The organism is Bradyrhizobium sp. HKCCYLRH2015 (assembly GCF_051168215.1).
Taxonomy (GTDB): domain Bacteria; phylum Pseudomonadota; class Alphaproteobacteria; order Rhizobiales; family Xanthobacteraceae; genus Bradyrhizobium.
In genome coordinates, this window is the sequence record NZ_JBNPUO010000004.1 from 625,911 (window position 1) to 633,158 (window position 7,248).

Sequence of the window (7,248 nt, forward strand, 5' to 3'; positions counted from 1 at the left end):
GGACGTCGTAGCGGTCCATCCCGAAGCGCCTATCGCAAGCGTATTCAGGGGCCGATGACGACCAACGCCAGTCCACGGAATGCCCTCAGAGCTTCGACCGACCGCGGTGGACCGATCCGCTGGCTGGTCGGCGGAGGCCTCGTGCTGATTGCAGCCATCGCGATCGGCACGACCATCATGGCCGACAGTTTCCGGGAACGCGCGCTGAACAGCGCGACGCGCGAGCTGGAGAACACCGTCCTTCTGCTGGCGCGTCATTTCGATCAGCAGATGGAGGATCTCGGCGCGATCCAGCGCGATCTCGCCAACTACGTCCGACAGAACCACATCGACACCGGCGCCCGCTTCAAGGAGCAGATGGGAAGTGCCGCCGTCAATGCCATGCTGAAGGACAAGCTGAGCGCGGTGACCTATGTCGGCGGTTTGAACATCTTCGACTCCGAGGGCAACCTGATCAACTCCGGAGCGGCTTGGCCGGTACCGCCCGTCAACATTGCCGATCGCACATTTTTCAAGCGGCTGAAATCCGATCCGACTGCGCCGCAACTGCTGATCGAACCGGTCGTGGGCCGGATCACCGGCACCTATGTCGCGGTCATCGCCCTGAAACTGACCAGTCCCAGCGGCGAGTTCCTGGGCATCATCAGCCGCAGTCTCGAACCCATCAATGTCGAGCGGTTCTTCGCCTCCGTTGCGCTCGGGCCCGACGCAGCGATCTCGATGATGCATCGCGACGGAACCCTTCTGGCCCGCCATCCACGCCATGAGGGCATGCAGAACCAGAACTACAAGAACGCGCCGATCTTCCGCCAGATCCTGGCCGGCGATGGCAACACCACGGGCATTTTCAGCAGCCCCGTCGACGGCGAGCACCGCATCGGCGCATCGCACCGGCTGACGAGCTATCCCTTGATCGTGACCGCGACGACAACGGTCTCGGCGGCGCTCGCCGACTGGCGCGAGCAGATGCGCTTCCTGATCGCCGTCGGCGTGACATCGGTGCTGCTGATCGCCGGCATGCTCTACGTCGTCGTGCGCCGGCTGATCAGCGACCACGACGTTTCGAGCCGCCGCTTGACGCTGGAGAAGGAACGGCTCGACAAGGCCGTCAACAACATGACCCAGGGCCTCCTGTTGTTCGACGCATCGGAGCGCCTGGTCATCAGCAACCAGCGCTACGTCGACATGTACGGCCTGTCGGCCGACGTCGTGAAACCAGGCTGCACGTTCCGCGAGCTGATCGCGCACCGCAAGGCGACCGGCTCGCTCGCGGGCGACGACGGCGAATATGCCGATGCGGTGCTGCGCGACATCGGCCGCAAGACCTCGCAGATCATCGAGACCACGGACGGTCGCTGGATCCAGATCGTCAACGAGCCGATCGCGGGCGGCGGCTGGCTCGCCACCCACGAGGACATTACCGAGCGCAAACGGTCCGAGGAGCAGATCACGCATCTGGCGCACTACGACGCCCTGACGGATCTGCCGAACCGCACCCTGTTCCACGAGCGCCTCAAGGAGGAGCTGACCGGCGTCCCCCAAGGCCGGCGCCTCGCGCTGCATTACATCGACATCGACGAGTTCAAGGGCGTCAACGATTCGCTCGGCCATCTCGTCGGCGACGAGCTGTTGAAGTCCGTCGCGGCAAGCCTGAGCGCCTGTGTCGGCACCACGGGATTCGTCGCCCGCCTCGGCGGCGACGAGTTCGCCGTGGTTCAGACGGCGATCCGCAACCGCGAGGACGTCGAACAGCTGATCGAGGACATTCTCGGCGCGATCCGCGCGCCGCGCGACTGCCTCGGCCATCAGCTCACCGCCGACGCCTCGATCGGCGTGGCGCTGATCCCCGAGCACGGTACCGATCTCGACCAGATCATGAAGAACGCCGATCTGGCAATGTACGCCGCCAAGGGCGCGGGACGGCGCACCTGGCGCTTCTTCGAGCCCGAGATGGACGCCCAGGTCAAGGCGCGCCACCAGCTCGAGGTCGACCTGCGCCAGGCCATCGCCGACGATCGGCTCGAGGTCTACTACCAGCCTTGCCTGAGCCTGCAGGACGACCGCATCGTCGGCTGCGAGGCACTGGTGCGCTGGAAGCATCCGGTGCGCGGCAGCGTCTCGCCGGCCGAGTTCATTCCGATCGCCGAGGACACCGGCCTCATCAACCTGCTCGGCGAACGCGTCCTCCAGGTCGCCTGCACCGAGGCGGTGAGCTGGCCGGACGACATCCGGCTCGCCGTCAACGTCTCGCCGGTGCAGTTCAAGAGCGGTACCCTGGCGCTCAAGGTCGCCAATGCCCTTGCGACCTCCGGCCTGCCGCCGCATCGGCTGGAGCTCGAGATCACCGAAGCAGTGCTGATCCGCGACGACGACGCGCTCGACACCCTGCACCAGTTGCGCGCGCTCGGCGTCCGCATCGCGCTCGACGATTTCGGCACCGGCTATTCGAGCCTCAGCTATCTGCAGCGCATTCCGTTCGACAAGATCAAAATCGACCGCTGCTTCGTCCAGGACATCACCGAGAGCGAGGGCTCCGCGGCGATCGTGCAGGCCGTGGTCAACATCGCCGCCATCCGCAAGATGTCGACGACCGCCGAGGGCGTCGAGACCGAGGCGCAGCGCCAGGTGCTGAAACGGCTCGGCTGCTCGGAGATGCAGGGCTATCTCTTCAGCCCTCCGAAGCCGGCGGCCGACGTGCGGCAATTGTTCGCCGCGCAGCGCACCAATCGCTCATCCGGCCGCCGTTCGCGCTCGGACGCCGCCTGAGCCGGTTCCGAACCGATAAATACCGTTGCAATTTGAGGCGTTTCCGCAAGCCAGATTCAAACCCTGCCGGCCGGTCGTCCCGTTCGCCGCTTGAAGTCCACAGCTCCGCCATGATCTACGGAACACAGACGGACATGCTCCGTGTCCGCCTGTACACGCTGGTCGAAAACCGCGGCGGGACGGCCTCAGGGCCGCCCCGTCGGGTGTGAGCATCGAGCGTCGCAAGCCGCGCACCCGCCCACTTCGCAGATCAGTTCGGCACTGCCGCCTTGGCGCGGACATCGGCGTTCACCGTGACGCCCCGCAGCACGTTGAATGCGGCGTGCAGCGCCTTGTCGTCCTTCTCGTCCGGCGGAACGTAGGACTGCGACCCGGTCTGCTCGGTGCCGTCGGCGGCCGAGAGATGGCCGCGCATGCCGGCCTCCCCCTTGAGATCGCCGCGATCCTTGAATTCGTCCGGCACGTCCTGCTTGACCTCGATGTCCGGCGCGATGCCCTGCGCCTGGATCGAGCGGCCCGACGGCGTGTAGTAGCGCGCCGTGGTCAGCGCCAGCGCGCCATTGCCGGCGCCGAGCGGAATGATGGTCTGCACCGAGCCCTTGCCGAACGAGCGCGTGCCGACCAGCGTCGCACGCTTGTGATCGTGCAGCGCGCCGGCCACGATCTCCGAGGCCGAGGCCGAGCCGCCATTGATCAACACCACGAGCGGCTTGCCCTTGGTGAGATCGCCGCCGCGGGCGGTGAAGCGCTGCGTCTCTTCCGGATTGCGGCCGCGGGTGGAAACCACCTCGCCGCGCGGCAGGAACGTGCTGGAGACCGACACCGCCTGGTCGAGCAGGCCGCCCGGATTGTTGCGCAGGTCGACCACGTAGCCGGCGAGCTTCTCCTGCGGGATCTCCTTGGAGATGGTGGCGACGGCCTTGCGCAGACCATCGGTGGTCTGCTCGTTGAACGAGGTGATGCGGATGTAGCCTATGTCGCCGCCCTCGGTGTGGTAACGCACCGGCCGCACCTTGATGATCTCGCGGTTCAGCACGACGTCGAGCGGCGCGTCCTTGCCCTTTCGCATGATGGTGAGCTTGGTCTTGGTGTTGACGCCGCCCTTCATCTTGGCGACCGCCTGCTCCAGCGTCAGCCCCTGTACGTTCTCGCCGTCGATCTTGGCGATGAGGTCGCCGGAGAGGATGCCGGCCTTGGACGCGGGCGTATCGTCGATCGGCGCCACGACCTTGACCAGGCCATCCTCCATCGTGACCTCGAGACCGAGTCCGCCGAACTCGCCGGACGTCGTCTCCTGCATGTCGCGCCAGGATTTGTCGTTCATGTAGCGCGAATGCGGATCGAGCGACGACACCATGCCGTTGATGGCGCCTTCGATCAGCGCGGGATCGCTGGGCTTCTCGACATAGTCGGCGCGGACACGCTCGAACACCGCACCGAACAAATTGAGCTGCGAGTAGGTGTCGGCCATGCCGGCCGCGGCCTTGGCCTTCGCCACGAGTTGCGCGCCGTCGGGACCCGTCACCATCAGGGTCAGACCGACGCCGGTCATCGTGCCCGCCAAGAACAGCCAGTTTTTCCGCATTGTTTGCTTCCCGAGCGTTTGTTGATGGCCGGCCGATCCAAAGGGTCCGCACGCATCGCCGGCGCGATTGTGTTGCGAACTCACACCACATTTCCGGTTTCTTCAAGGCCGATATTGCGCCGCCGTACCGGAGCCCGGCCGCCGGCGCCCGTATCCGAAATGGACGTTCGGAGGCCGAAATCAAGATCAGGGTTGCGCCTGTCCCCTGAGCCCGGACTGCACATACCCGGTCTTTCACGGGCCCCCCTCATCACATTTCGACGAGCCGTGGGCGACGACGCGATTCGACCGCCGGCGGCTGCGGCGAACGCCTTTGCAGGCCCGGCGAACTCCAGTTCGGAATGGCTTGCACCCGGACCGCTCGATGGGCAATGCTCCGCGGCAAAACCGGGAAACGTGACAGTCGCTGGGAGGCAACCATGAACCAACAGACCCCGATCGAGGCCGGGTGGCGGAACGTCGAGCTCGGCTCGAGCGACGAGAAGTTCCAGAACCTGCACGAGTTCATCCGCAAGGCGCGGGCCCAGCTCAACCAGAATGCCTGGGACTACATCATCGGCGGCGCCGAAACCGAGACCACGCTGCGCCGGAACCGGATGGCGCTCGACGAGATCGCGTTCCGTCCGCGCGTGCTGCGCGACGTCTCCAGGGTCGATGCCTCGGTCGAAACCTTCGGCCGCAGGCTGCGCCTGCCGGTCGTTCTGGCCCCGGTCGGCGCGCTCGAAATCTTCGATCCGGCAGGGGCCGCCAGCGTCGCTCGGGGCGCCGGACGATTCGGGGCCGCGCATATGCTGAGCTCGGTGTCCGAGCCCGGGCTGGAGAAGACCGCCGAGGCCGCTCCCGACGCGTTGCGCATCTTCCAGCTCTATGTCCGCGGCGACGACGCCTTCGTCGAGGACTATGTGAGCCGCGCCGTCGCCAACAGCTACACGGCGTTCTGCCTCACCGTCGACACCGCCCACTACAGCCGGCGCGAGCGCGACATCGCCAAGCGCTATGTGCGCGAAAGCCGGCTGCGCGCGACCGGCGGCGATCATCAGAAGGCGCTGAGCTGGCACACCGTCAAGCTGATCAAGGACAAGTTCAAGCTGCCGCTGATCATCAAGGGCATCGCGACCGCCGAGGACGCGCAGATCGCGGTCGATCACGGCGTCGACTGGATCTACGTCTCCAACCATGGCGGCCGCCAGCTCGATCATGGCCGCGGCGCGATGCACGTGCTGCCGGAGATCGTCGCGGCGGTGAAGGGCCGGGCCAGGATCATGGTCGACGGCGGCTTCTGCCGCGGCACCGACATCGTCAAGGCGATCGCCTCCGGCGCCGATCTCGTCGGCATTGGCCGGCTGCAATGCTGGGCGCTGGCGGCCGCCGGCGAGGACGGCATCCTGCGCATGCTCGAGCTGCTGGAGGACGAGGTCATCCGCGCGCTCGGCCTGCTCGGCGTCACCTCGTTCGCGGAGCTGAACGCATCCTATCTGCATCCGGCGACCGCCACCAACCTGCCGAGCGTGGTCAGCGCGTTTCCGCTGGTCGACATCGAGCCCTATCGCTATTGAGGAGGCGCCGCTCCCGTCCAACGCAAGGCATCGCCGACCCGCACCATGCCCGCCTCCGCTCTCCGCCCCGGCGCAGCCGACGCGCTGCTGTTCGATCTTGGCCGCGTCGTCATCGACATCGATTTCGTCCAGGTGGTCTCGCGCTGGGCGGCGCATGCCGGCTGTCCGCCGGAGCGCATTGCCGCCCGATTCGTGCGCGACGAGATCTATCATGGGCACGAGCGCGGGACCGTATCCGATGCCGCATTCTTCGCCAACCTGCGCCGTCAGCTCGGCATCGATATCACTGACGCGCAGTTTCTCGAGGGCTGGAACGCGATCTTCGTCGGCCCGATGCCGGGCATCGCCCCGCTGCTCGCACGCGCGGCTTCGAGACTGCCGCTCTACGCCTTCTCCAACACCAACCAGCCGCACATCGATCACTTCTCGCCTGTTTACGCCGACCTGCTTGGTCACTTTCGCGAGATCTTCCTGTCGTCGTCGATCGGGCTGCGCAAACCGGATGCCGAGGCGTATGATCACGTGGTGCGAGCGATCGGCGTGCCCGCCAAGCGGATCGTGTTCTTCGACGATCTCGCCGAAAACGTCGAGGGCGCGCAGGCCAGCGGGCTGAATGCGGTGCTGGTGCGCTCGACAGCCGATGTCGCCGCGGCGCTGGAGGCGCTGGGGATCTAGGCGTTTGTCGGAAGGACGCGTCATGGCCGGCGGCGGCGTATCAACGAGGCTCGGGCCCGCAACTCCGCCACAACCTCCGCTGTCGCCCCTGCGAACGCAGGGGCCCATAGCCACCGGCAGCCATGATCTGGCAAGACTCGTTCGATATCGTGCGCAAAACATCTCCCTGTGGCTATGGATCCCGGGTCGGCGCCCCGCCGCCGCTGGCGCGGCGTCGTGACTTGCCCGGGACGACAGCGGAGGGCGGCGCTGGATCGAAGCTCATACAGGCTTGAGGCGGTGAGAGAGGCACGAGGAATTCGCAAAGACGAAAACTCCGCTTCTCGATCACCGCGCAAAAACGGAGTCCCCCCGCGGAAAAATTCTGAGTTGCTGCGCTCGCAATCACGACGTCCATTCATGCGAAATTGTTCTCGCGGCACGGTGAGCCCGAGTGATGCTGCTGTCGTTCACCCTCGAAGTCGGAGGGCGCAGGGAATGCCGGGCTGCAGGCCGCAACCCATGGCCCGCCTGCAGAAAAAAAGCAGGCGGCAGTCACCACAGGTCCAGCCGACATCCGGCATTCCCTGCGCGATGGTCTTCACGCTTACTTCGCGCTCTTGTGTGTTCGAAACCTGCCAGAATGTGCGAACGGGCGGTTCTGACCAACCGCCCGTCGCTGGATCT

4 protein-coding genes are annotated in these 7,248 nt (G+C 66.0%); 3 read left to right on the top strand and 1 reads right to left on the bottom strand.

Annotated features, from left to right (window positions below; translation table 11 throughout):
• The first annotated feature begins 54 nt into the window (after positions 1-54).
• On the top strand, positions 55-2,766 hold the full coding sequence (locus tag ACQR1H_RS13985) for a bifunctional diguanylate cyclase/phosphodiesterase (protein WP_316236375.1): 2,712 nt from the start codon (positions 55-57) through the stop codon (positions 2,764-2,766).
• Positions 2,767-3,016: 250 nt separating this feature from the next.
• On the opposite strand, the gene ACQR1H_RS13990 is transcribed toward ACQR1H_RS13985, so the two are convergent.
• Complete coding sequence (locus ACQR1H_RS13990; protein ID WP_434907689.1) at positions 3,017-4,351, bottom strand: S41 family peptidase; 1,335 nt, start codon at positions 4,349-4,351, stop codon at positions 3,017-3,019.
• Positions 4,352-4,770: 419 nt separating this feature from the next.
• Between ACQR1H_RS13990 and ACQR1H_RS13995 the strand changes: the two genes are divergently transcribed.
• Positions 4,771-5,907 (top strand): alpha-hydroxy acid oxidase, encoded by a 1,137-nt coding sequence (locus ACQR1H_RS13995; protein ID WP_315799755.1) that lies wholly within the window; start codon positions 4,771-4,773, stop codon positions 5,905-5,907.
• A 45-nt stretch (positions 5,908-5,952) separates the two neighbouring features.
• Positions 5,953-6,582, top strand: coding sequence for an HAD family hydrolase (locus tag ACQR1H_RS14000; protein ID WP_434907690.1), 630 nt, complete (start codon positions 5,953-5,955; stop codon positions 6,580-6,582).
• The last annotated feature ends 666 nt before the right edge of the window (positions 6,583-7,248 follow it).

What these genes read in the sequence shown, in the direction of transcription:
- ACQR1H_RS13985 (WP_316236375.1), top strand. Translation starts at nt 55, where the DNA reads ATGACGACCAACGCCAGTCCACGGAATGCCCTCAGAGCTTCGACCGAC.
- ACQR1H_RS13990 (WP_434907689.1), bottom strand. Translation starts at nt 4,351, where the DNA reads ATGCGGAAAAACTGGCTGTTCTTGGCGGGCACGATGACCGGCGTCGGT.
- ACQR1H_RS13995 (WP_315799755.1), top strand. Translation starts at nt 4,771, where the DNA reads ATGAACCAACAGACCCCGATCGAGGCCGGGTGGCGGAACGTCGAGCTC.
- ACQR1H_RS14000 (WP_434907690.1), top strand. Translation starts at nt 5,953, where the DNA reads ATGCCCGCCTCCGCTCTCCGCCCCGGCGCAGCCGACGCGCTGCTGTTC.